This window comes from Allokutzneria sp. A3M-2-11 16 (assembly GCF_024213555.1).
GTDB lineage: Bacteria > Actinomycetota > Actinomycetes > Mycobacteriales > Pseudonocardiaceae > Allokutzneria.
On sequence record NZ_JANAVO010000001.1, the window covers coordinates 291,817 to 311,266 of the forward strand.

Genomic DNA, 19,450 nt, shown 5'->3' on the forward strand with positions numbered 1-19,450 from the left:
TAGCCACGGACTCAAGGAGGTCGGCGATGCGCGTTGTCCTTGCGCTGCTCGGGGTTCTCGCGATGACCGGGTGCGGGAGCGCGCCACCACCCCCGGCTCCCGCCCCAGCGGATGTGATCTCCCAGCAGCGGGAGCGCATCAACGACCTCGACCGGCAGATCGTCGACCTGCTCGCCCAGCGCAAGGAGGCGTCGGAGGCGGTGCAGCGCGCCCGCACCTCCTCCGGCGGTGGCCGGGTGGACCCGGCCCGCGAGCAGGTGATCATCGACAAGTACCGGGCGAAGCTCGGCGACGGCGGGGAGCGGATCGCCAGGGCGATGCTCGAAGCCTTCCGCGGCCCGGCCTCGTGATCAGGCTCCCGGCGGGATGGTGCGCATCCCGCCGGGAGCGCCGTGCTCGAACAGCCGCAGGACCGCGTCGGTGTCCAGGTGGTCCGCGACCAGGTCGCCGAGCAGGTCGAGCTGCGCCGCGCGCTGCCGGGCGAACGACACCCCGCCCGCCACCGCGAACCCGTCCCGGTCGCTGCGGTCGGCGGCCCAGCGCAGGAACTTCGCGCGGAAGGCGTCGTTCTCGAACAGCCCGTGCCAGTGGGTTCCCGCGATGTTCTCGGTGAGCGCGCCCTCGCCGTCGCCGTTGTCCAGTTCCAGCAACGGTTTCTCGGCCGACCGGACTACAGCGCCGTGGTGGATCTCGTAGCCGTGCACCGCTTCGCCGAACGCCGTGCCCGCCGGGCGTTCCAGGGTCTTGTGCTGCCGGAACTCGATGTCCAGGTCGAGCAACCCGAGGCCGTCGACCTCCCCCGCCGCCGACTCGACGCGGTCGGTGATCCGCGCGCCGAGCATCTGGAAGCCGCCGCAGATCCCGGCCACCGGCAGCCCCTTGGCCGCGTGGCGCGCGACCGCCTCCGCCAAACCCGTGCGCCGCAACCACTCCAGATCGTCCACTGTGGACTTGGAGCCGGGGATCACCACAAGATCGGCGTCCGCGATACGCGAGGGCTCGGTGACGAAGCGGACGGAGACGCCGGGTTCGCAGGCCAGCGCCTCGACATCGGTGGCGTTGGAGATCCTGGGCAGCCGCACCACCGCGACGCGCAGCCACTGCTCACCGGCGGGCGGTGCGGGGCGGCCGACCACGCCGTCCGCGGTGTAGGACAAGGAGTCCTCCGCGTCGAGCCACAGTTCTTCGCGCCAGGGCAGCACGCCGAGCACGGGCCGCCCGGTCAGCTCGGTGATCTGGTCCAGCCCCGGGGTCAGCAGCGCGGGATCACCGCGGAACTTGTTGATCACGAAGCCGCTGACCAGCGCCTGGTCCGCGGCGTCGAGCAGCGCCAGGGTGCCGAACAGGTGCGCGAACACCCCGCCCCGGTCGATGTCGCCGACCACCAGCACCGGCAGGCCCGCCGCCCTGGCCAGCCCCATGTTCGCGATGTCGTTGGCCCGCAGGTTGATCTCGGTCGGCGAGCCCGCGCCCTCGCAGACGACGGCGTCGAACTCCCGCCGCAGACCGTCCAAAGTGGACGCGACGACCGCGGCCAGCTCCAGCTTGCGCTGCCGGTAGGACAGCGCGCTGACCTGGCCGAGCGCCCTGCCCAGCACGACGACCTGGGAACTGCGGTCGCTGCCCGGTTTGAGCAGCACCGGGTTGAACCGCACCGACGGCTCCAGCCCGGCCGCCGCGGCCTGCACCGCCTGCGCGCGCCCGATCTCGCCGCCGTCCGCGGTCACCACGGAGTTGTTGGACATGTTCTGCGCCTTGAACGGCGCGACCCGCACGCCCTGCCTGGCCAGCCACCGGCACAGCCCGGCGACCACCACGCTCTTCCCGGCGTCCGACGTGGTCCCCGCGACGAGCAGCGCCCCGCCCAGGCTCATCCGTTCCACCGGTAGCGCGCGCACGGCCCGAGCTTCGGGTGGTCGAACGCGTCGATCTGGCTGAAGCCGACGTTGGCCGCCACCCGGGCCGACACCGCGTTGTCCCGGTGGATGACCACCTCGACCCGCTCGACCCCCGCCGCGATGGCCCGCACGCACATCTCGCGCAGCGCCGCCGTGGCGACTCCGCGCCCGCGCGCCGCCGCCGCGACCCAGTACGAGGGCTCGCCGACCCCGTCCTTCAGGTCGACCGCCGCGTTGCCGAGCGGTTCACCCGTCTCCGCGTCGACGACGATCCACGCCAGGGCGTCCTCGGGAAGCGCCGCGATGCGCCCGCGCACGTACTCGGCCGTGAGGTCCGGGCCGTCCGTGGTCCAGCGCAGGATCTCCGGATCCTTCGACTGCTCCGCGTACCAGGCCGCGTCCGCCTCCGACCACCGCCTGAAACCGATCACGGCAGGGTCAGGATCTCGGAGCCGTCCCTGGTGACCACGATGGTGTGCTCGAACTGCGCGGTGCGCTTCTTGTCCTTGGTGGTGACCGTCCAGCCGTCGTCCCAGATGTCGTACTCGATCGTGCCGAGGGTGATCATCGGCTCGATGGTGAACGTCATCCCGGGCTCCAGCACGGTGTCCATCTTCGGCTCGTCGTAGTGCAGCACCACGAGTCCACTGTGGAACGAGCGGCCGATGCCGTGCCCGGTGAAATCGCGGACGACCCCGTAGCCGAAACGCTTCGCGTACGCCTCGATCACCCGGCCGATCACGTTGATCTGCCTGCCCGGCTTGACCGCCTTGATCGCGCGCATCGTGGCCTCGCGGGTCCGCTCCACCAGCAGCCGGGACTCCTCGTCAACGGCTCCGGCGAGAAAGGTCCCGTTGGTGTCCCCGTGCACGCCGCCGATGAAGGCGGTGACGTCCACGTTCACGATGTCGCCGTCGGAGATCACCGTGGAGTCCGGGATTCCGTGGCAGATGACCTCGTTCAGCGAGGTGCAGCAAGACTTCGGGAACTGCCGGTACCCCAGGGTGGACGGGTAGGCGTTGTTGTCGCAGAGGAACTCGTGCACGACCGCGTCCACGTGATCCGTGGTCACGCCCGGCTCGATGACCTTGCCGGCCTCCTGCAGCGCCTGCGCGGCGAGCCTGCCCGCGACGCGCATCGCCTCGATGATCTCGTCCGGCTGCACCCACGGATCGGTGTTGCGCTTCGGCGCGGGCTTGTCGACGTACTCGGGCCGGGCGATGTGCGAGGGCACTGGGCGGCGCGGGGACTGCTGGCCTGGCTTCAACGGGGTGCTGACGGGCATGGCCCCAGCCTACGACGCGCCGGGCGCCGCCACGCTCAGACCGACCTCGGTCGCCGCCGCGATGAGCTGCTTGTCGTAGCAGACGAACGCCTTCAGTTCGCTGCGCAGCCGCATCGCCGAGGCGAGGTGGATCGCGTCGAGGCTCTTGACCTGCAGCGGCAATGTGGCGGCCTCGTCGAGCAGGTCATAGGTCATCGGCATCTGGTCGATCTCGACGAGAACGGCTGCGGCCTGGGACATGAACTGCTGCCCACCATCGCGCACCGCCCTGACAACTTCGACTCGCGCGAGCGCGCTCGTAACCTTCTGAGCATCTGGGTGCTGCTCCAACCACGCGCCGAGCGCCGTGGTCTCAGCCTCGACCCTGACCAGCTTGACCAGAGCCGAGGAATCGAAGTAGATCACCAGCGCTCCTCGTCACGCATCTGCTGCAACACATCGGAAAACGCTCGTTCTCCCTGGGCCGCCGGCAGCGGCGGCGGGAAAGATCGTCCCCGTCCGGGAAGGAGTTCACCGTTTGCGATCAACTGATCGCGCAGCGACGGCTTCGGCGGCGGCGCCAGCATCGCGACCGGTACCCCGTGCTCAGTGATCACCAACGTCTCCCCGGCGGCGGCCCGCTTGAGGTACTTGCTGGCGTTCTGCCGCAACTCGCGAACCCCGATGGTTTCCACGCTCATGTGCTACAAAGTAGCACGCACCCGAAAGGTCGCCTAGCGAACGGCGGCGAGGAACTTCGACGCCACGTCCACCGCGGGCGAGGAGGAGCCCGCGTCCACGATCAGCACCGCGAACGCCAGGTCGCCGCGGTACCCGACGAACCAGCCGTGCGAGTGCGTCCCGTCGCCGAACTGCGCGGTCCCGGTCTTGCCGTGCACCTCGCCGTTGCGCTGGAGCTTCGTCGCCGTGCCCTCGGTCACCACCTCGCGCATCATCGTGCGGACCGCGTCCACCACCTGCTGCGGCACCGGCTGCTGCTCGGCGTCCACCGTGGTCTTCGCCGCGCCCCTGATCAGGTTGGGCAGCGGCATCGAGCCCTTGGCGGCCGTCGCCGCGACCATGGCCATGCCGAACGGGCTGGCCAGCACCTTGCCCTGGCCGAAGCCGTCCTCGGCGCGCTCGACGACCGCGCTCGCGGGCGGGACCGAGCCGGTCACCGTGGTGATGCCGGGGATGACGAAGTCCGCGCCGAGGCCGAACTGCTTGGCGGACTTGGTCAGCGCGTCCGCGGGCAGTTTGGTCGCCAGCTCCGCGAAGGTCGTGTTGCACGAGCGCGCGAAGGCGCGGTGCAGTGGGACCGTGCCGAGCTCGAACTCGTTGTCGTTGGGGATCTTGCGCCCCTGGATGGTCCACGTCGCCGGGCAGGGTAGCTCGGTGTTCGAGTCGGCGACCCCGCCGCCGAGGGCCGCGGCCGCCGTGACGATCTTGAACGTGGAGCCCGGCGGGTAGCGCCCGGTCAGCGCCACCGCGCCCTGGGCGTCCGCGGCCCCGTTCTGCGCCACCGCGAGCACGTCACCGCTGGACGGCTGGAGCGCCACGATCATCGCCGCGTTGCCGACCGGCTCGACCGCGTCCTCCGCCGCAGACTGGATGGCGCGGCTGAGCGAGGTGGAGACGGCCTGCGCGGGCGCGGCCTTCTCGTCGACCAGCGTCTCGACCTCGTTGCCGCCCGCGTTCACCGAGTAGATCCGGTAGCCCGCCTTGCCCTCGATCCGGTTCTCCACCGCCTTGCGGATTCCCGGCAGCACCTGGGCGGCGAACGCGCGGTCGGGCGCGAGCAACCGGGTCTGCGAGCTGAACCGCACGCCCGGCAGGTCGTAGATCTGCGCCTTCACCTTCTGGTAGTCGGGATCGCGCAGCAGCGCGACGGCGTACGCCTGGCCCTCCGGCGTCTTGCCCGCTCTGTCCACAATGGACTGCTGGGTGATATCGGAGTCGAACCGGTTCAACGCGTTGGCCAGCACGGACGCCACCGAGTTGAGGTCTCCGGCCTGCTTGCGGTCCAGCAGCACCGAGACGACCTTCTCCGCCGAGAGCAGCGAACCCCCGTCGCGGTCCAGGATCGGCGCCGGATCGGGCTGCTGCTCCCGCAGTGCCAGGGTCTGCTGGGCGGAGAGCTTCGGGTGGATCGCCTCCGGCGTCCAGTGCACCTGCCACTGCTTGTCGCCGCGGCGCAGCTCAAGGGTGCCCTTGTAGCCCCAGATCCGGTTCCTGCCCAGGTCCCACTCGGCGGTGTAGGTCACCGTCGCGGTATCGCCCTTGGCCGTCGGCTCGTCCACGGTCGTCTTGAGCGCGACGGGTTTGAGCGCGGCGCGGACCTTGTCCATCAGGTCCTTCGCGGCCTGCGCGTCATCGGTGTTCTTGGACGCCGTCGTAGTGTCCCCACCGGCGAACGCGCTGAGGAAGGTGCGGGCGGTGACCTCCGGTTTCGCCTCCGAGCCGAACAGCCCGCAGCCCGCGACGGGCAGGACGAGGAGCGCGGCCGCGAACAGCCTGGCCGAGCGGACGCGTGGTGGCTGTGCTGACACGGCGCACAGTGTGCCAGCGCGCCCCGCCACGTTCTAGAACAGCACGGTGCTGAACTGCCCGACCTGGTTGAAGCCGATGCTGGCGTACGCCGCGCGGGCGGGCGCGTTGTAGCCGTTGACGTAGAGGCTGGCCACCCGGCCGAGCCCGCGCACGAGCCGGTCGGCGACGGCGGCGGTGCCCGCAGCACCGAGGCCCTGACCACGGCGTTCCGGTCGCACCCAGACGCCCTGGATCTGGCCGACCCTGGCCGACATCGCGCCGATCTCGGCCTTGAAGACGACCTCGCCGTCCTCGAAGCGGGCGAACGCGCGCCCCGCTGCGACCAGTTCGGCGACGCGGGCGCGGTAGCCGACACCGCCGTCCTCGGCACGGGGGTCGATGCCGACTTCCTCGACGAACATCGCGATCGCCGCGGGCAGGTAGCGGTCCAGCTCGTCCGGCCGCACCGGGCGCACCAGGGGGTCGGGCCGCACCGTCGGCGGGCCGACCAACGCCATCAGCGGTTGGTCGGCGCGGATCTCGCGGGCGGAGCCCCACTCCGGCTCCAGCTCCTGCCAGAGCCCGAGGACCTGTTCGGCCGGGCCCACCAGCGAGGAGCACGCGCGGCGACGGCGCAGCGCCCGGTCGGCGAAGGCGCGCAGCGCGGCGGGACCGCCCGCGAGCGGCACCAGGTTCGCGCCGGAGAAGCACATCCCGTCCCGGCCGAAGCCCCAGAGTTCACCGCCGAGCCGCCACGGATCGGTGCCCGCGACCTCGACACGCGAGGAGACCATGCACGACGCGACGGGATCGGCGTCCAGAACGGCACGCACCGCCCGAAGATCGCCTTCGTCGAGCAGCCGAGCCCCGGCAAGCTTCAGCACTCCCCAAGACTGCCAGACCCCGGGCCGAACGCGCGCCGGTTGCCCCCCGGTTGGCCGTATCCGCAGCTACTCCAATCACTGCGCGTAGGCGGATCTTCAAGTACCCCCGACCCCACCCGCCACCGTCCCCAACAACCCCCAACCCACCGGCGTTTACCACCTGAATGAGTCATTGGGGTACTTGAACGCCCTCAATGACTCATTCAGGGCCACCAACGCACTGAATGAGTCATTGAGGGCCGTTCGCCGCGCGCTGAACGGGTCGTTCAGGGCATGCGTCTCCCGGGGAGGGGGAGAAAACGGCGAACCCCGCGGAGCGTGCCGCGGGGTTCGCCGTCGTTAGCGGTGATCAACACCGGGGGTTGGGGGGTCTTGAAGACGCCGGAACCACCAGGCGAGGTCAGGAGACGCTGACGACGGGAGCGCCTGAGGGCTCGCCGGCGTCCTCCATCTCCTCGGCGATGCGCATGGCCTCCTCGATCAGGGTCTCCACGATCTTGTGCTCGGGCACGGTCTTGATGACCTCGCCCTTCACGAAGATCTGGCCCTTGCCGTTGCCGGAGGCGACGCCGAGGTCGGCCTCGCGCGCCTCGCCGGGACCGTTGACGACGCAGCCCATGACCGCGACGCGCAGCGGCACCTCCATGCCCTCGAGCCCGGCGGTGACCTGCTCGGCCAGCGTGTAGACGTCGACCTGGGCACGACCGCAGGACGGGCAGGAGACGATCTCCAGCTTGCGCGGGCGCAGGTTCAGCGACTGCAGGATCTGGGTGCCGACCTTGATCTCCTCGACCGGCGGCGCGGACAGCGAGACCCGGATCGTGTCGCCGATGCCCTTGGCCAGCAGCGCGCCGAAGGCCACCGCCGACTTGATGGTGCCCTGGAACGCGGGGCCCGCCTCGGTCACGCCGAGGTGCAGCGGGTAGTCGCACTGCTCGGCCAGCAGCTCGTACGCGCGCACCATGACCACCGGGTCGTTGTGCTTGACCGAGATCTTGATGTCGTGGAAGTCGTGCTCGGCGAACAGCGACGCCTCCCACAGCGCGGACTCGACCAGCGCCTCCGGGGTGGCCTTGCCGTATTTCTGCAGCAGTCGCGGATCGAGCGAACCGGCGTTCACACCGATGCGGATCGGAGTTCCGTGGTCCTTCGCCGCCTTCGCGATCTCGCCGACCTTGTCGTCGAACTTGCGAATGTTTCCGGGATTCACCCGAACAGCCGCACAACCGGCCTCGATCGCGGCGAAAACGTATTTCGGCTGGAAATGAATGTCGGCGATGACGGGAATCTGCGACTTCTTCGCGATGGCCGGGAGCGCGTCCGCGTCGTCCTGGGACGGGCAGGCCACGCGCACGATGTCGCAGCCGGACGCGGTGAGCTCGGCGATCTGCTGCAGCGTCGAGTTGACGTCGGAGGTCAGGGTGGTGGTCATCGACTGGATCGAGACGGGCGAGTCGCTGCCGACGCCGACGGAGCCGACCTTGAGCTGACGGGTCTTGCGCCGCGCTCCGAGCACCGGGGCGGGCAGGCCCGGCATTCCGAGCATCACACCGTCAACGGACATGTATTTCAACTCCCGGGATGAGGATCTTCGTGCGAGGCGAGAGCACCACTGCCGCCTTCCACTGTACGGGCCCCGAGGAGCCGGGTGGAAACGCCGGGGGTGCGCCCGGAATCCATACAACAAATGTGAGCGGCGCCACAAGGCCCGAAAAACAATGGCCGCGGCGCCGCTCACATTCGGTAGTTCGCTACTGGCCACCCAGGCGCAGCGGGTTCACCACATCAGCGGTGATGGTCAGCAGCATCAGCGCACCACCGAGGAAAATCATCACGTAGGTGAGCGGAAGCAGCCTGGTGTAGTCGACCGGCGCCCCGATCGGGCGACCACGCATTCGCCGGATCGAGTTACGGGCCTTTTCATAAAGATTCACCGCGATGTGCCCGCCGTCCAGCGGCAGCAGGGGCAGCAGGTTGAACACACCGATGAACAGGTTGAGCATCGCGAGCAGGATGAGGAAGACCTCCCACAGGCCGCGCTCGACCGCGTCCCCGCCCATGATGCTGGCGCCGACGACGCTGACCGGGCGCTCCGGGTTGTCGTCCCCGAAGATCGCCTTCACCACGACCGGGACCTTCTCCGGCAGCTTCTTCAGCCCTTCCCAGGCGTTCTGGAACAGCAGCCCGGTGAACTCGAAGGTCGGCCCGACGGCGGAGAACGCGCCGTAGGAGATGGTGCCCGCGTTGGCGAGGCCGACCGCGCCGACGGTCTCCAGGCGGTCGTCACCCGCCTTGGCGCCCAGCGGCATCCGGCGCACCTGGGCGACGTCGATGGTCAGCGTCAGCTGCTGGCCCGCGCGGTCGACGACGAACGGCGTCGGGCCGCTGGCCGCGCGAGTCGTGTTGAGGACGTCGGCGTAGGCCGGGGTGGCCTTGCCCGCGACGCTGAGGATGCGGTCGCCCTTCTGCAGACCGGCCGCGAGCGCGGGGGCCTTGTCACCGGGGGCGCACGGGACGAGCTTGGTGGTCTTGGTGTCCTGCGCCGCGGGGACGCACTGGCTCACCTCGCCGACGATCGGCTTGTTCTCCAGGTTGGGCATACCCGTGGAGACGGCCATGAGGTAGACGACCAGCACCCCGATGATGAAGTGCATGACCGATCCCGCGCTGAGCACGACGACGCGCTTCCACACCTTCTGGTTGTAGAAGGCGCGCTTCTGGTCGGCCGGATCGACCTCCTCCAGCGCGGTCATGCCGATGATGCGCACGTAGCCGCCCGCGGGGATGGCCTTGAGCCCGTACTCGGTCTCCCCCTTCCGGAAGGAGAAGATCCGCGGCCCGAACCCGATGAAGTACTCGGTGGCCTTCATCCCGAACATCTTCGCGGTCAGCAGGTGACCGAACTCGTGCAGGGCGATGGACACCCCGATGGCGAGTGCGAAGAGCACCACGCCGAAAACGAACGACACGTCTCTAGTTCCTTCCAGCGGTGGCTGGGCCGCTCACCGCGCCCACCAGCTCCTGAGCCCGAGCCCTGGCCCACTGCTCCGCGGCCAGCACCTCGTCCACCGTAGACGGTTCCGCGCGCCACTGGTCGGCCTCGTCCACAACGCGCTGCACGGTGTCCACGATCGAGAGGAACGAGGCGCGGCCGGCGAGGAACGCCTCGACCGCCTCCTCGTTCGCCGCGTTGTACACGGCGGGCACGCATCCGCCCGCCATCCCGGACTGGCGGGCCAGCCGCACCGCCGGGAAGGTCTCGTCGTCGACCGGCTCGAAGGTCCACGAGGCCGCGGTGTCGAACACGCACGGCCGCGCCGCCCCGGCCACCCGGTTCGGCCAGTTCAGCGCCAGCGCGATCGGCAGCCGCATGTCCGGCGGGCTGGCCTGGGCCAGGGTCGAGCCGTCGACGAAGGTGACCATCGAGTGGATGATCGACTGCGGGTGCACGACCACGTCGATGCGCTCGTAGGGCAGGTCGTAGAGCAGCTTCGCCTCGATCAGCTCCAGCCCCTTGTTGACCAGGGTGGCGGAGTTGATCGTGATCACCCGGCCCATCGCCCACGTCGGGTGGTTCATCGCCTGGGCCACGGTGACCTCGGTCAGCTCCTCGCGGCGGCGACCCCGGAACGGCCCGCCGGAGGCGGTCACCACCAGCCGGTCCACCTCCTCGGCCCGCCCGCCCCGCAGGCACTGCGCGAGCGCGGAGTGCTCGGAGTCCACCGGCACGATCTGACCCGGCTTCGCCGCCTTGAGCACCAGCGGACCGCCCGCGATCAGCGATTCCTTGTTGGCCAGCGCCAGGGTCGATCCGGTCGCGAGCGCGTCCAGCGTCGGGACCAGGCCCATCGAGCCGGGCAGCGCGTTGAGCACCATGTCCACCGGCGTGCTCGCGATCAGCTCGCGGACGGCCTCGGGTCCCACGAGCACCCTGGGCAGCCGGAACTCGCCGCGCTCGAACCCGCGCCGCTGCGCCTCCGCGTACAGCGCGAGCTGGAGGTCCTCGGTGGCGCTCGCCCTGCTCAGCGCGATGGCCTCGACGCCGAACTCCAGCGCCTGCGCGGCGACGGTCGCCGGGTCGCCCCCGCCCGCCGCGATGCCGGCGACCCGGAACAGGGCGGGCGCGGCGCGGACGACGTCGAGCGCCTGCGTCCCGATCGAGCCGGTCGAACCGAGCACAAGCACAGAGCGCTGACCAGCGCCGGAAGCAGTCATAACGGCCATTCTCCCCGATCGTGGGACTCGGGCCGCGGGGCGCGGGGCGCCCGGCGGCGGGATCATGACCATGGTGTCGCATCCCCGATCGGGCCATGCTAGGTCACGGAGTCATAACATCCGCGTGAGATCATCAGGACTGGGGCACCTCTGTGGAGAGCAGGGACGAACGGCAACTGCGCAGGTACGGCGCGTCGCGTCGTGGCAGGAAGGGGTACACCCCATGGGCTTCATCGCTTGGATCGTGCTTGGCCTGATCGCCGGTGCTCTGGCGAAGGCGATCATGCCGGGGAAGGACCCGGGCGGCATCATCGTCACGATGCTGCTGGGCATCGTGGGTGGCGTGCTGGGTGGCTGGATCGGCCGCACGCTGTTCAACGCCGACGTCGACTCGTTCTTCAGCCTCAGTTCGTGGCTGCTGGCGATCCTCGGCGCCGTGATCGTGCTCGCCATCTACCGGCTCATCGTCGGAAACCGCCGTTCCCACGCCTGACCCATCGACCCGAACGGGGCCGTCGGCTGCCTGCCGACGGCCCCGTTCCCTGTCCAGGTGGCCCGTCCGTTCGGAGGATTCTCGCGCGGCTTGATCACCGACATCCTGTGCTCCTGACCCCCGGTCCCCATGACCTGCGTGGGATCCCTTGCCCGGGGCGAGAGGAGCAACAGCATGAGGGCACGACTGGTGACCGCGGCGTTCGTGGCGGCGGCCTTGGGCGTCGCGGCCCCTTCGGCGGCGGTCGCCGCGCCCGCGGCGAAGCCGTCGTACGAGACCTGGATCTCCGACGTCGGCGTGATCGCCAAACAGCTGGAGACCTACCTGACCTCGCGGCTGACCAACACCGGCGAGAAGACGGCGATCACCCTCGACATCGACAACACCACGCTGGAGACGGCCTACCACCCGCAGCTGACCACCCCGGCGATCAGGTCGATGCTCAAGGCCGTGCTGCTGGCCAAGTCCAAGGGCGCGGCGGTCTTCTTCATCACCAACCGCCCCGAGGCGCTCGGCCTGCCGACCAAGGCCAACCTGGTGGACGTCGACTACCCCGTCGACGGGCTCTACCTGCGGCCGTGGTTCAACTTCGAGCCGACCGAGAAGGTCAAGACCGACGCGCGCAAGGCGGTCGAGGCCAAGGGCTACAAGATCGTCGCCAACGTCGGCAACAACACCTGGGACCTGGCGGGCGGCCACGCCGAGCGCACGTTCAAGCTGCCCGACTACAACGGCGCCCTGGACTGAACCCGCTGCTCAGAACCCCGTGAGGTCGCGCGCGGACGCCGCCATGAGCCTGAGGATCTCATCGCGGTCGTCCGCCGCCACGGAGTTGACGTTCTTGCGCTCCTCGCACTTCGCGCACTCGTGCACGATCCGCGTCTTCTGGCCTTTGAGGAACGCGTGCACCGGGCGCATCAGCCCGCCGCACTCCGCCGCCCGGTCCCCCGGCTCCTCGTCGACGTGGCGCGACCACAGGCAGCGCGGGCAGTGGTTGGTGTAGCCGTTGCCGCGGACCGCGCGGCCGCAGTTGCCGCACTCGAAGTCCTCAACCACCCTGCGGAACACCGACCACCTCCACGACGGACGACGAGGCGCGACGCGCCCGCCTGCTCGCGATCGCCACGCCCGCCACGAGCAGGACCGCGCTGACCGCGACCATCCCGGTGGACAGCGCGACGATCTCCGGCGACACCCCGCGCTTGCTGGCCTGCCCGTAGACGTACACCGGCAACGTGGTCGATCCGACCCCACCAAGATAGTTCGAGGTCACCACGTCGTCGAAGGACAGCAGGAACGCGAACGCCGCACCCGCGGCCACCGCGGGCAGCACCAGTGGCCATGTCACCGTGCGGAACGCGGTGAACGGACCGGCGCCCAGGTCTGCCGCTGCCTCTTCAAGGCACGGGCCCATGCCACTCAGCCGGGCGCGGACCACGACGACCACGAAACTCATCGAGAACGACACGTGCGCCACGAGCAACGCCCAGAAGCCCAGGGGAATCCCGGCGAGCTTGACGCAGAACGCCAGCAGGCTCACGCCCATCACGACTTCCGGCACCACCATCGGCAGTGTCAGGACCAACGCCCAAGCCGACCGGCCGCGGAACGCCCGTCGCAGTCCGAAAGCTGCGAGCGTGCCAATCACCGCGCATACGACCGCGCTCGTCAACGCGAGCCGCAGCGTCAGATCCAGTGCTTGTAAGACACGCTCGTCATCGAGCAGCTCGGCGTACCACTGCAACGAGAACCCGGTGAATTCACTGACCGACCGCGACGAGTTGAACGACACCAAAGCCAGCCACGCGATCGGCAAGTACAGGAACGCGTAGACCAGCACTACGACAACAGCGAGCTTCCAAGGACGTCGTTTCACAGCACGTCCTCTCCACGCTTTCCGCGCGCTACAAGGACGATCGCGACGAGCCCCAGCAGCACTACGGCCATCGCCGAACCCAACGGCCAGTTGTTGCCGCCACGGAACTGGTCGTCGATAACGCTGCCGAAGGTGGACTGGTCGACACCGCCGAGCAGCTTCGGTGTCACGAAGTCACCGGCAGCGGGCACGAACACTAGCAACGAGCCTGCGAGAACTCCCGGTGCGACCCCGGGGAGCACTACGTGCCAAAACGTGGACAACCGACCGTGTCCGAGGTCGTAGGACGCTTCGACCTGCCGGTAGTCCATGCGCTCACAGGCGACGTACAGCGGCAACACCATGAACGGTAAAAAGCCGTAGCTCAGCCCGAGGACCACGGCACCGTCGGTGAACAGGAAACCGCTGTCGTCCAGCAGCGCCTTCCACGCGTAGATGCGCGCGAGGAAACTGGACCAGAACGGGATCAGCACGGCCGCGATCAGCACCGACCGCCACCGGCCGCTGTGGCGCGCGATGAACCACGCCAACGGGAATCCGAGCATCAGGCAGATCACCGTGGTCAGCCCCGCGTAGAGCACCGTGCGCCCGAAGATCGGCAGGAACGCCGGATCGAGCACGCTCCGGTACGCCTGCGTCGTCCACGGCAGCACCACTCGGAGGACACCGAGTTCCCTGGTGGCGAAGCTGTACTGCGCCACGAGTGCCATGGGAGCAAGGAAGAACAGGGCCAGCCACACGCTGGCGGGACCGAGCATGAGCGCCCGGCGCAGGGCAGATCTCACCCTGTTTTCACCTTTGTCCACGCGTCCGCGTAGCGCGCCTCCACCTCGCGCCCCAGGTCCTTGATGAACGGCAGCCGCGCGAGGACCTCCGCGCTCGGGTAGACCAGCGGGTCGCTGAGGAGGTCCTTGTCGATGAACGGTTTCGCGGCCGCGTTCGGGCTGCCGTAGCGCACCGCGTTGGACAACGCGGCCCCCACGTCGGGCCGCAGGATGTGGTCGATGAACCGGTGCGCGTTCAGCGCGTGCGGCGCGTCCTTCGGGATGCACAGGAGGTCCACATAGGACAGACCGCCCTCCCGGGGAATGGTGTAGGCGATGGCCGGGTTCGCCCTGCGCGCCTGGAAGGCGTCGCCGGAGAACGCCTGTGCCAGCACCATCTGCCCGGAGGTCAACGGCTCGATCACGTCGGAGCTGATCTGCCCGAGCTTCTTCTTGAGGTTCAGCAGGTACCGCGTGGCGTCGTCGATCTGACCCGCGTCGCCGGTGTTCGGGTCGTGCCCGAGCGCGAGCAGCCCTATGGCCAGAGCGTCGCGCGCCTCGTCGAGCACCATGCCACGGCCCTGCGCCTCGGCCAGGTCGAACGCGGAGAAGCCGGTGACCCGGTCGCCGAGCGCGGTCTTCGAGTAGGCCAGGCCGGTCGTGCCCCACGCCCACGGCACGGAATGGCGGTTGCCGGGGTCGTAGTCGGCCTCGACGAAGCGGCGCTCCAGGTTGACCAGGTTCGGGATGAGGTCGCGGTCCAGCTCCCGCACCAGCCCTCCGCGCACGAACCTGCGCAGGAAGTTGTCGCTGGGCACCACGAGGTCGTAGCCCGCGGCGCCGGAGGCGATCTTCGCCTCCATCTCGTCGTTGGAGCTGAAGTTGTCGTAGGTGAGCTTGATCCCGGTCGCCGCCTGGAAGCTGCTGATCGTGTCCGGGGCGATGTAGTCGGTCCAGTTGTAGAAGTTCAGCCTGGACTCGTCGACCCGGTTGACCGCGCGCCCGCCCGGCCTACCCGGGTCGCCCTGCGGGGCCTCCGAGATCCCGCAGGCGGCCAGCCCGTGCGCCGCGATCGCGAAGAAAGCCATGGAGCGCAACATGGTCCGCCTGTTCGACCGCTTGCCGTCCCACAACCGCGCGACGCGGACGCTACCGGACATCGTTGTTCTCCTCGTCGACGAGACTCTCGTCAAGAAGCACCGTGAACTCCGGGTCCCAGGCCATGCACACCGGCTGCCCGGGGGTACCCGCGTCGGAAACCCTACGAGCGTTCTGCACGAAGGCAACCATCGATCCACCACCGGGTAGCTCGACGACGTACTGCGTGGAAACACCCGTGTAGACCACGTCGGCCACGGTCCCGTTCAGCGCGCACCAGCCGGTCGGCACCTCGTCCTCGCGCTCGTGCAGGTGCAGCTTCTCCGGCCGCACCGTCACGGCGACCTTCTCCCCCGCGCGCACGGTCCGCCCCTCGGGCAACGCGGAGCGCAGGCGGTGCACGCCGTGCGCGGACAGCTCGACCCACTGACCATCCACTCCGGACACCTGCCCGTCGAGGATGTTCGAGGTGCCGATGAACCCGGCGACGAACCGCGTCGCGGGCCGCTCGTAGACGTCCTCCGGGTAGCCGACCTGCTCCAGCCGCCCCGCGTTCATCACGGCGACCCGGTGTGACAGCACCAACGCTTCTTCCTGGTCGTGGGTGACGTAGAGGAAGGTCGTGCCGACCTCGCGCTGGATGCGCATCAGCTCGATCTGCACCTGCTTGCGCAACTGGGCGTCGAGCGCGCCGAGCGGCTCGTCGAGCAGGAGCAGCCTCGGCTCGCACGCCAGCGCCCGCGCGATCGCGACCCGCTGTTGCTGCCCACCGGAGAGCTGGCCGGGACGGCGGTCCGCGAAGCGGCCGAGCTGCACCAGCTCCAGGTGCTCCGCCACCCGCCGCCGCAGCTCAGCGCCCCTGACCTTCTTGCGGCGCAGGCCATATGCCACGTTGTCGCGCACGCTGAGGTGCGGGAACAACGCGTAGGACTGGAAGACCGTGTTCACGTCGCGGCGGTAGGGCGGCACTCCAACCATGTCCACGCCGTCCAGCTCGATGCGCCCGCTGTCCGGGTCGTCGAAGCCCGCGATCATGCGCAGCAACGTGGTCTTGCCGCATCCCGACGGGCCGAGCACGGAGAAGAACTCGCCCTCGTGCACGCGCAGCGACACGGAGTCCACCGCGACCTGGTCGTGGAAGCTCTTGCGCACCTCGTGGATGCCGACCTCGACCGGGGCGTGGAGATCCGGGGTTCGCTGCTCGGCCGGGCGGAACCCCGTCGACGGCTGGACGGTCACTCCCGGTGAGCCTAGAGGAGGCCGCGGGGCGGGTCGGGAAGACCACTCCGGCGGGGATCACACGGGGCGGATGTGCGACGATAACGCCGCTCCAACCATCACCCGGGAGGTAATCGTGGCGACCCAGCAGTCCGCTGAGCTGGAGAAGCACGACGCGCACGCCCACCACGCCACCGACCCGCACGCGGAGCCCTCGGAGGCGTGGGGCTGGCACGGCGAGTTCCCTCGCGCCACCCGGGCCGCCGGCTGGATCTGCGCCGCGATCATGTTCATCATGCTGATCGGCAACCACAGGGGCTGGAACGAGGACGTCTGGCTGATCGTCCTGGGCTCCGGCATGGTCGGCGTGCTGCTGCTGGACAAGGTCCGCCGCCGCACCTCCTGGCGCCGCTGACTCCCAGCCCGGTATTTCAGGTCGTCGCCGCGTCCCACGGGTCGAGCAACGAGATGCCGGTACCGACGAAGTCCTTGGTGTTGCGCGTCGCGAGGCACGCCGTGAAACGCCTGCACACCGCGGCTATCTGAGCGTCGGCCATGCTGATCGGGCGTCCTTGCCGCTCGCGCGCTGCCACGATCTCGCCGTAGTACTCGGCGGAGGCACCGTCGAACGGCAGGACTTGGCCTTGCAGATCCTCTGTCAGCAGCTCGAAGACCTTGGCCGCGAGCACGGTCTTGCGGTGGCCGCCCGGTAGCCGAGCGACTCCGTACACGAGTTCGGCAACCGTCACCGCCGTGATGAAGACTTCGTCGGCCGGATAGCGATCGACCCAGCGAACCACGGTGTCGTCCGGAACTTGCCGCATCAGTTCGGAGACGACGTTGGTGTCGAGGACGATCACTCAGGGAACTCCGCGGCTCGTGCCTGCTCCACGCGCTGCGGAGGCTCGAACGACAGGTCGTCCACGCCGTCGAACCGCTGCCGGATCCTCGACCCCATCCCCGGCCCGGGCTCGGATTTGACCAGCACGGAGGCGAGGATCGCGCGCACCTCGGCTTCCATCGAACGACCGTGTTCAGCCGCCCGGACCCGAAGCCTGGCCTTCAGCTCCTCGTCGAAGTCGCGGATCGTCAAGGTCGCCATCGCCCACCTCCCACGCTGTCAGTGCAGTCAATGCTAGCACTCATCGGCAGGGGTCGGGCCGACTCGCGATACACGCGCCGAGCGATCTGCTCAACCGGAGCACCCCACTTCGGCCCCGGAGTCAGAGTCCGAGTACTCGGCGCAGCCCCGCGTCCACGTCCCGCATCAAGCTCATCGGAACCTCGCCTGCTCGCCCAGTCAGGTCACTCTTGTCGAGGGTCACCAACGCGGTCACGTTTGCCACCGAGTCCCGCGGCAGCCCTGTCACGGACGCAGGCAGAAAGACGTTCCCTGGCGCGGTGGCCAACCTTGTGTTTGACGTGAGGACCGCTACGAGCACGGTCGCCAGCCGGCTCGCGTTGTAAGGATTGGCCTGCACGACCAGCACCGGGCGCCGCTTGGCCGGCTTTGAGCCATCCACCTCGCCAAGATCGGCCCAGTGGATGCCGCCCCGTTCGATCACCACTCGTCGTCCACCTGCGCCAGCACACGCCGACCTGCGCCAACAGCCGCAGCAGCGGAGTCATCATCGTCACCGATGATCTCAAGGGCCGCGTTGATCTCGTTGGTCAGAGACTCTTGCTCCAGGTGCTCCAGGTAGTAGCGTGCCGCACGCACATAGAATTCCGAGCGCGTGACACCCAGACACTTCGCACTACGCTCCACCTGCGCGAACGTCTCGTCAGGAACAGAGATCGCCGTTTTCATACGATAAAGTATAACCGGGTATTACCGCTGTTTCCAGTCGCCCATCAGCCTTCGGCGGCGAGCTGGCCGCAGGCCGCGGCGATCTCCTGACCACGCGTGTCCCGCACCGTGCACGCCACCCCCTGCGCCTCGACACGGCGCACGAAGTCCTCCTGCACGTGCTTCGGCGACGCGTCCCACTTCGACCCCGGCGTCGGGTTCAACGGGATCAGGTTGACGTGCGCGAACTGCCCCAGGTGCTTGCGCAGCACCCGGCCGAGCAGATCCGCTCGCCACCCGTGGTCATTGATGTCGCGGATCAACGCGTACTCGATCGACACCCGCCGACCGGTCCGATCCGCATAAGCCCGCGCCGCGTCGAGGACCTCGGCGACCTTCCACCGGCTGTTCACCGGCACCAACGTGTCCCGCAGCTCGTCGTCCGGCGTGTGCAGCGACACCGCGAGCCGAACCTGCAAGCCCTCCTCGGTGAGCTTGCGGATCGCGGGCACCAATCCCACCGTCGACACCGTCACCGACCGCTGCGAAATCCCCAGACCGTTCGGCACCGGATCACAGATCCGCCGCACCGCGTCGATCACCCGCTTGTAGTTCGCCAGCGGCTCGCCCATGCCCATGAACACGATGTTGGACAGGCGCCCCGGCCCGCCGGGCAGTTCGCCGTCGCGCATCGCGGCGGCGCCGAGGCGGACCTGCTCCACGATCTCGGCGGTGGAGAGGTTGCGCTGGAGCCCGCCCTGCCCGGTCGCGCAGAACGGGCAGGCCATCCCGCACCCGGCCTGGCTGGAGATGCACAGCGTGGCCCGGCCCGGGTAGCGCATCAGCACGCTCTCGATCAACGTGCCGTCGTGCGCCCGCAGCAGGCTCTTCCGCGTGGTGCCGTCGTCGCAGGTCACCTTGCGCAGCTCGGTGAACAGCGGCGGCATCAGGTCGCCGACCAGCCTGTCCCGCGCCGCGGCCGGGATGTCGGTCATCTCGGCCGGATCGACCGTGAGGCGGCTGAAGTAGTGGTTGGCCAGCTGCTTCGCCCGGAACGGCTTCTCCCCCAGCGCGACGACGGCCTCCTGCCGCTCGGCGGGGCTGAGGTCCACCAGATGACGCGGCGGCAGGCCGCGCTTGGGCGCGTCGAAGACGAGAGGTAGTGAAGTCATAGCGGGCCGATTGTCCCACGTCCGGGCCGGGCTCCGGGCACGCCGCCGGTCAGGCCCCCCTCGGCGGCTGGTCGATCAGCAGCGAGGTCAGTTCGCCGGGGTGCACGTCGACCGTGACGTCCTCGATCTCGACCAGGGACTCGTTGATCTCCACGACCGGGGCGGCGGCGAGCGCGCAGACGCTCAGGGCCATTCCGATGCTGCTCAGACGCATTGCCTTCTCCTGTTCAGGGGACAAAACGGACACAAG

General features: G+C 69.2%; 25 protein-coding genes. 4 read left to right on the top strand and 21 right to left on the bottom strand.

Annotated features, from left to right (window positions below; genetic code table 11):
• The first annotated feature begins 26 nt into the window (after positions 1-26).
• Positions 27-350: a chorismate mutase gene (locus NLX83_RS01435; protein ID WP_254233041.1), complete on the top strand. Its 324-nt coding sequence runs from the start codon at positions 27-29 to the stop codon at positions 348-350.
• Here the strand turns inward: NLX83_RS01435 and NLX83_RS01440 are convergent, their stop codons facing one another.
• The 10 genes from NLX83_RS01440 to dxr all read right to left on the bottom strand — a co-directional run bounded on the left by NLX83_RS01440 (position 351) and on the right by dxr (position 10,799).
• On the bottom strand, positions 351-1,874 hold the full coding sequence (locus NLX83_RS01440) for a cobyric acid synthase (protein ID WP_254236041.1): 1,524 nt from the start codon (positions 1,872-1,874) through the stop codon (positions 351-353). It abuts the gene before it with no gap.
• On the bottom strand, positions 1,871-2,329 hold the full coding sequence (locus NLX83_RS01445) for a GNAT family N-acetyltransferase (RefSeq protein ID WP_254233042.1): 459 nt from the start codon (positions 2,327-2,329) through the stop codon (positions 1,871-1,873). The genes NLX83_RS01440 and NLX83_RS01445 overlap by 4 nt, the downstream gene beginning before the upstream one ends.
• Entirely contained in the window at positions 2,326-3,183 is an 858-nt protein-coding gene (gene map / locus NLX83_RS01450; RefSeq protein ID WP_254233043.1) for a type I methionyl aminopeptidase, read from the bottom strand. Before map ends, NLX83_RS01445 begins: the two co-directional genes overlap by 4 nt.
• A gap of 9 nt (positions 3,184-3,192) precedes the next feature.
• Positions 3,193-3,588, bottom strand: coding sequence for a type II toxin-antitoxin system VapC family toxin (locus NLX83_RS01455; protein WP_254233044.1), 396 nt, complete (start codon positions 3,586-3,588; stop codon positions 3,193-3,195).
• Complete coding sequence (locus NLX83_RS01460; RefSeq protein ID WP_254233045.1) at positions 3,585-3,863, bottom strand: type II toxin-antitoxin system Phd/YefM family antitoxin; 279 nt, start codon at positions 3,861-3,863, stop codon at positions 3,585-3,587. The genes NLX83_RS01455 and NLX83_RS01460 overlap by 4 nt, the downstream gene beginning before the upstream one ends.
• Positions 3,864-3,896: 33 nt before the next feature.
• On the bottom strand, positions 3,897-5,711 hold the full coding sequence (locus NLX83_RS01465) for a penicillin-binding transpeptidase domain-containing protein (RefSeq protein ID WP_254233046.1): 1,815 nt from the start codon (positions 5,709-5,711) through the stop codon (positions 3,897-3,899).
• A gap of 33 nt (positions 5,712-5,744) precedes the next feature.
• On the bottom strand, positions 5,745-6,575 hold the full coding sequence (locus tag NLX83_RS01470; protein ID WP_254233047.1) for a GNAT family N-acetyltransferase: 831 nt from the start codon (positions 6,573-6,575) through the stop codon (positions 5,745-5,747).
• A 400-nt stretch (positions 6,576-6,975) separates the two neighbouring features.
• Entirely contained in the window at positions 6,976-8,139 is a 1,164-nt protein-coding gene (ispG, locus tag NLX83_RS01475; RefSeq protein ID WP_254233048.1) for a flavodoxin-dependent (E)-4-hydroxy-3-methylbut-2-enyl-diphosphate synthase, read from the bottom strand.
• A 187-nt stretch (positions 8,140-8,326) separates the two neighbouring features.
• Entirely contained in the window at positions 8,327-9,544 is a 1,218-nt protein-coding gene (locus tag NLX83_RS01480; RefSeq protein WP_254233049.1) for a M50 family metallopeptidase, read from the bottom strand.
• Between the two features lie 4 nt (positions 9,545-9,548).
• Complete coding sequence (dxr, locus tag NLX83_RS01485; protein WP_254233050.1) at positions 9,549-10,799, bottom strand: 1-deoxy-D-xylulose-5-phosphate reductoisomerase; 1,251 nt, start codon at positions 10,797-10,799, stop codon at positions 9,549-9,551.
• Positions 10,800-11,013: 214 nt separating this feature from the next.
• Here dxr and NLX83_RS01490 point away from each other — a divergent pair, with 214 nt between their 5' ends.
• Positions 11,014-11,283 carry a GlsB/YeaQ/YmgE family stress response membrane protein gene (locus NLX83_RS01490; RefSeq protein ID WP_254233051.1) on the top strand — a complete coding sequence of 90 codons (270 nt, stop codon included), beginning with the start codon at positions 11,014-11,016 and terminating at the stop codon, positions 11,281-11,283.
• A gap of 174 nt (positions 11,284-11,457) precedes the next feature.
• A complete protein-coding gene (locus NLX83_RS01495) occupies positions 11,458-12,030 on the top strand; it encodes an HAD family acid phosphatase (protein ID WP_254233052.1) in 573 nt (190 codons plus the stop codon).
• Positions 12,031-12,039: 9 nt separating this feature from the next.
• Here NLX83_RS01495 and NLX83_RS01500 read toward each other — a convergent pair whose 3' ends face one another.
• The 5 genes from NLX83_RS01500 to NLX83_RS01520 are packed head-to-tail and all read right to left on the bottom strand — an operon-like array spanning position 12,040 to position 16,260.
• Positions 12,040-12,351 (bottom strand): RNHCP domain-containing protein, encoded by a 312-nt coding sequence (locus NLX83_RS01500; RefSeq protein WP_254233053.1) that lies wholly within the window; start codon positions 12,349-12,351, stop codon positions 12,040-12,042.
• On the bottom strand, positions 12,332-13,159 hold the full coding sequence (locus NLX83_RS01505; RefSeq protein WP_254233054.1) for an ABC transporter permease: 828 nt from the start codon (positions 13,157-13,159) through the stop codon (positions 12,332-12,334). The genes NLX83_RS01500 and NLX83_RS01505 overlap by 20 nt, the downstream gene beginning before the upstream one ends.
• On the bottom strand, positions 13,156-13,944 hold the full coding sequence (locus NLX83_RS01510) for an ABC transporter permease (RefSeq protein ID WP_254233055.1): 789 nt from the start codon (positions 13,942-13,944) through the stop codon (positions 13,156-13,158). The genes NLX83_RS01505 and NLX83_RS01510 overlap by 4 nt, the downstream gene beginning before the upstream one ends.
• On the bottom strand, positions 13,941-15,083 hold the full coding sequence (locus tag NLX83_RS01515; protein ID WP_254233056.1) for a polyamine ABC transporter substrate-binding protein: 1,143 nt from the start codon (positions 15,081-15,083) through the stop codon (positions 13,941-13,943). Before NLX83_RS01515 ends, NLX83_RS01510 begins: the two co-directional genes overlap by 4 nt.
• Positions 15,073-16,260 (bottom strand): ABC transporter ATP-binding protein, encoded by a 1,188-nt coding sequence (locus NLX83_RS01520; RefSeq protein ID WP_254233057.1) that lies wholly within the window; start codon positions 16,258-16,260, stop codon positions 15,073-15,075. The genes NLX83_RS01515 and NLX83_RS01520 overlap by 11 nt, the downstream gene beginning before the upstream one ends.
• Positions 16,261-16,375: 115 nt before the next feature.
• Here NLX83_RS01520 and NLX83_RS01525 point away from each other — a divergent pair, with 115 nt between their 5' ends.
• Positions 16,376-16,654: a DUF2631 domain-containing protein gene (locus tag NLX83_RS01525; RefSeq protein ID WP_254233058.1), complete on the top strand. Its 279-nt coding sequence runs from the start codon at positions 16,376-16,378 to the stop codon at positions 16,652-16,654.
• Positions 16,655-16,670: 16 nt separating this feature from the next.
• On the opposite strand, the gene NLX83_RS01530 is transcribed toward NLX83_RS01525, so the two are convergent.
• The 6 genes from NLX83_RS01530 to NLX83_RS01555 all read right to left on the bottom strand — a co-directional run bounded on the left by NLX83_RS01530 (position 16,671) and on the right by NLX83_RS01555 (position 19,414).
• Positions 16,671-17,099, bottom strand: coding sequence for a type II toxin-antitoxin system VapC family toxin (locus NLX83_RS01530; RefSeq protein WP_254233059.1), 429 nt, complete (start codon positions 17,097-17,099; stop codon positions 16,671-16,673).
• Positions 17,096-17,341: a FitA-like ribbon-helix-helix domain-containing protein gene (locus tag NLX83_RS01535; protein WP_254233060.1), complete on the bottom strand. Its 246-nt coding sequence runs from the start codon at positions 17,339-17,341 to the stop codon at positions 17,096-17,098. The genes NLX83_RS01530 and NLX83_RS01535 overlap by 4 nt, the downstream gene beginning before the upstream one ends.
• Positions 17,342-17,462: 121 nt before the next feature.
• Positions 17,463-17,807, bottom strand: coding sequence for a type II toxin-antitoxin system PemK/MazF family toxin (locus NLX83_RS01540; protein WP_254233061.1), 345 nt, complete (start codon positions 17,805-17,807; stop codon positions 17,463-17,465).
• On the bottom strand, positions 17,801-18,049 hold the full coding sequence (locus tag NLX83_RS01545) for a CopG family transcriptional regulator (RefSeq protein ID WP_254233062.1): 249 nt from the start codon (positions 18,047-18,049) through the stop codon (positions 17,801-17,803). The genes NLX83_RS01540 and NLX83_RS01545 overlap by 7 nt, the downstream gene beginning before the upstream one ends.
• 44 nt (positions 18,050-18,093) lie before the next feature.
• Positions 18,094-19,200, bottom strand: a complete 1,107-nt coding sequence (gene rlmN / locus NLX83_RS01550; RefSeq protein ID WP_254233063.1) for a 23S rRNA (adenine(2503)-C(2))-methyltransferase RlmN — start codon at positions 19,198-19,200, stop codon at positions 18,094-18,096.
• Between the two features lie 49 nt (positions 19,201-19,249).
• The gene (locus NLX83_RS01555) at positions 19,250-19,414 is read right to left on the bottom strand and encodes a hypothetical protein (protein WP_254233064.1); all 165 of its coding nucleotides are present in this window, start codon (positions 19,412-19,414) and stop codon (positions 19,250-19,252) included.
• Positions 19,415-19,450 lie beyond the last annotated feature (36 nt).